Below are 3118 nucleotides of genomic sequence, written 5' to 3' on the forward strand. Positions count from 1 at the left end.
CTCCAGGGGCGGGTCGATGTGGCCGGCGTCGTGGTCGGTGACGCCGGCGACGACGAGCTTCGCGCCGCCGCGCTCCACGACGCGGTGTTCGTTGTTGAGGACGGTGATGCCCAGCCGGGAGACCTCGGCCATCCAGGCGCGGGCGCCGTGGTAGAACTCGTGGTTTCCGGTGACGTAGTAGACGCCCAGCGGAGCCTTGAGGGCCGCGAGCGGCGTCATCTGGTCGCGCAGCTCGTCCACGGAGCCGTCCACCAGGTCGCCGGTGATGGCGACGAGGTCCGGCTTCAGGGCGTTGACCTGCTCCACCACGCGCAGGAGCCACACGCCATCCAGGGTGGGGCCCACGTGGACGTCGGACAGCTGCACGACGCGGATGCCCTCCAGGCCGGGGCCCAGGTCCTTCAGGGCCACGGTGGTGCGCTCCACGCGGGCTCTTCCACGGGCGGTGACGAAGGCGAAGGCCACGGCGGGCACGACGGTGCCCAGCACGGCGGCCGCGCGGCCCCTGGCGAGCGCGTGCATGTCGGTGACGGTGCCGGACAAGGACAGCGCGGCGCCGACGGCGTCGGAGGCCAGCACGGCGGTGAGGAACACACCGAAGGCGCCCAGCCACAGGTACGCGCCCCACTGGATGACGCGGGTGAAGCCGGTGGCCTCACTCCGGCGCGCGGCGCGAAAGCCCGCCAGCAGCACGAGGAAGCAGAGGCCCAGCAGGCCCCAGCCCACGGCGGCCCAGGGCGCGGGCCAGTCTGGGGCCGTGAAGAGACGCAGCCCGATGTAGACATGCAGCGCGATGGGCAGGCCCAACCCCAGCAGGAGGGCCACCAGCGACCGCCAGCCAGGAGCACGGGCCGAGCGCCGGGCCCGCCGCGAGGAGGCTTCTTCCGAGGACACGTCCGTCGTCACGCGCGCCACCCTGTCGTCCCGGAAGCCGGGACGCCTTCGAGCGCGGGAAGATAACGGCCACCGCCAGGCCGCGCCCGGCAGCCCCACCGGACGCCTGGCGGGCCGGCCTTGGGCTAGGATTTCAAGATAAGCATGAAATACTTATCTTGGCGCTCTGGTCTCGCACTCGCGCCAGGTGCCGCGTTGATGACGGGCTGCGCGACAGCGACGTGCATCGACAGCGAGACGTGTTGCGTGGAGGCCCACCCGGGCAATCCGGCCGCGTGTGGGCTCACCGACGCGGAGGCCGCGGCCCTCCTGGGCGCGGCGGCGGCCGGAGCCGCGGTTGGCGCGACGGTCAAAGGGCTGGATGATCCGAACGAGGGCTGGCGACAGCACTGCATTGACCGCTACGTGCAGTGCAAGGACTCGAAGAAGCCGCGGTGGCTGGGTGACTGCTACGCCTGCCTGCGAAACTGTGAGGGTCAGAAACAGTGGCCGTTCGACCTCTGCCGTCCTCGCCGCGCATAGGAGCCCCATGAACGAGCAGGAAGTGAACTGGGACGACGTTCGGGACCTCGCACGTCGGGTCTCGTCCGGAGAGCCTTTCACGCTCACCGCCGAGTCGCGTGCCATCCTCCAGCGCACCGGCCCACAAGTCGGCATCCCCCAAGCGGAGGTCGAAAAGGCGCTCCGTAGCGAGGCAAGCGCCGCCACGTTGCTCACCGAGGTGTCACGGCGCATCCGGGACGGCTCCAACCGCTTGTCACGTGCACTCAGCGAAGCAACGAGACGCCAGGAGGCGAACGACCTGGACGGCGCGCGGCAGTTGCTCCGCGACGTCGTGGAGGATGAGGTGGTGCCTCTCTACCGCGACATCGCGCAGATCCAACTGGAAGCACTAGACGAAGAGTGATGGTCCGGGCGCGACGTCCCGTCAACTCCGCGCGCGGCGGCGGCGCGCCAGGGCGCCCAGGCCCACCAGGGCCCAGAGGCTGATCATCCCCGCGGGCGCCGTACCGCAGCCGCAGCCCACGTCCAGGTCCGTGGGGCCTCGCACCTGGAAGCCCACCTCGGGGGAGCGCGGGCCCGCCTCGCCCTGCTCCGTCACCCCCTGCGCGACGACCTTGTGCGCCCCCACCGCGAGCGCCGTGTCCGCCGTCAGGATGTGGCGGAAGACGCCTTCGTCATCCGCGGTGGCGAGCGCGAGCGCCTTGCCGTCCAGCTCCAGCTGCACGGTCGTGCCCGGCAGCGCCACGCCCACGAACATGAAGGTCGGCTCCACCGTGGCGCCCTCCTCGGGGACGAGCACCCTGGGCACCACCGGGTCCTCCGGGCCTGCGTCCGTGCCGCCGTCGGCGCCGCCCACCACCACCTCGAAGCCCACGACGTCGGAGTACGGCCCGTCCTCGTCCGCCTCGTTGTGCGAGTGCACCGTGACCTTGTGCGTGCCCACGCTCAGCGCCTCCGCGTCCGGCACCTGGTAGCGGAAGCGCCCCAGCAGGTCCAACGGCACGATGATGTCCGGCCCTTCGTCGATGACCACGCCCACGTTCACCCCGTTGGGCGCGGTGCCGGCGAACAGCGGCGTGGGCCCCACCGTGTCTCCGTTCGAGGGCACCACCAGCACCGCCATCTGCACGACGCCGCCATCCGCGAGCACCACCTCGGGCGTGGTGAAGCGCACCGGCGTGGCCGCCTTGCTCGCCACGCCCAGCGACTCCGCCCAGGCGGTGACGTCATGCGTGCCCGCGCCCAGCGGCGTCGTGGGGTCGTAGCTGAAGAGGCCGTCCGCCCCCGGCACCACCGCGCCAATCTCCCGCCCATCCACCAGGATGTGCACCTCCGGCCCGTTCGTGTCCGCGGTCCCGGAGATGCGCGGACGCGTGCTGCCCGTCACCTCGCCCGACACCGGCGCCGTGATGACCGGCGCCGAGGGCACCTGGTAGCCCAGGTCCACCACCTGCTGCACCGTCCCCGTGGACGTGCCCCCGTCCGGAGTGCCGGCATCCGACGCGCCGGAGCTGGGCCCCGCGCCGTGCGAGCCCGCGCCCGGAGAGGCGGACACGCCCGCGTTGCCCGCGCTCACGTTGGCCGGACACGAGACGCTCCGGCCCTGGAGCAGCACCCGCCCCCCGGCGCCGCCGCCGCCCGGCGTGCGGCGGGGAGATGCGAGGCATCGGCGGGAGCGCGCAAAGGCCCGTCGTGGCGCAATGTCGGTGCGGCCCAGATG

The 3118-nt window shown here is 72.3% G+C and carries 4 protein-coding genes; 2 read left to right on the forward strand and 2 right to left on the reverse strand.

Annotated elements, in window-relative coordinates; all coding sequences use genetic code 11:
* Positions 1-915, reverse strand: a 915-nt coding sequence (locus tag D7X55_RS37920) for a metallophosphoesterase (RefSeq protein ID WP_304988918.1), incomplete at its 3' end; no start/stop codon positions are given.
* A 177-nt stretch (positions 916-1092) separates the two neighbouring features.
* On the opposite strand from D7X55_RS37920, the gene D7X55_RS37925 reads away from it, so the two are divergent.
* Complete coding sequence (locus tag D7X55_RS37925) at positions 1093-1416, forward strand: hypothetical protein (RefSeq protein ID WP_121725580.1); 324 nt, start codon at positions 1093-1095, stop codon at positions 1414-1416.
* A 7-nt stretch (positions 1417-1423) separates the two neighbouring features.
* Positions 1424-1801, forward strand: a complete 378-nt coding sequence (locus D7X55_RS37930; RefSeq protein ID WP_120553162.1) for a DUSAM domain-containing protein — start codon at positions 1424-1426, stop codon at positions 1799-1801.
* A gap of 21 nt (positions 1802-1822) precedes the next feature.
* On the opposite strand, the gene D7X55_RS44305 is transcribed toward D7X55_RS37930, so the two are convergent.
* Positions 1823-3118, reverse strand: a 1296-nt coding sequence (locus D7X55_RS44305; protein WP_233610313.1) for an MYXO-CTERM sorting domain-containing protein, incomplete at its 5' end; no start/stop codon positions are given.

It is taken from the genome of Corallococcus sp. AB049A (genome assembly GCF_003668885.1).
Classification (GTDB): domain Bacteria; phylum Myxococcota; class Myxococcia; order Myxococcales; family Myxococcaceae; genus Corallococcus; species Corallococcus interemptor.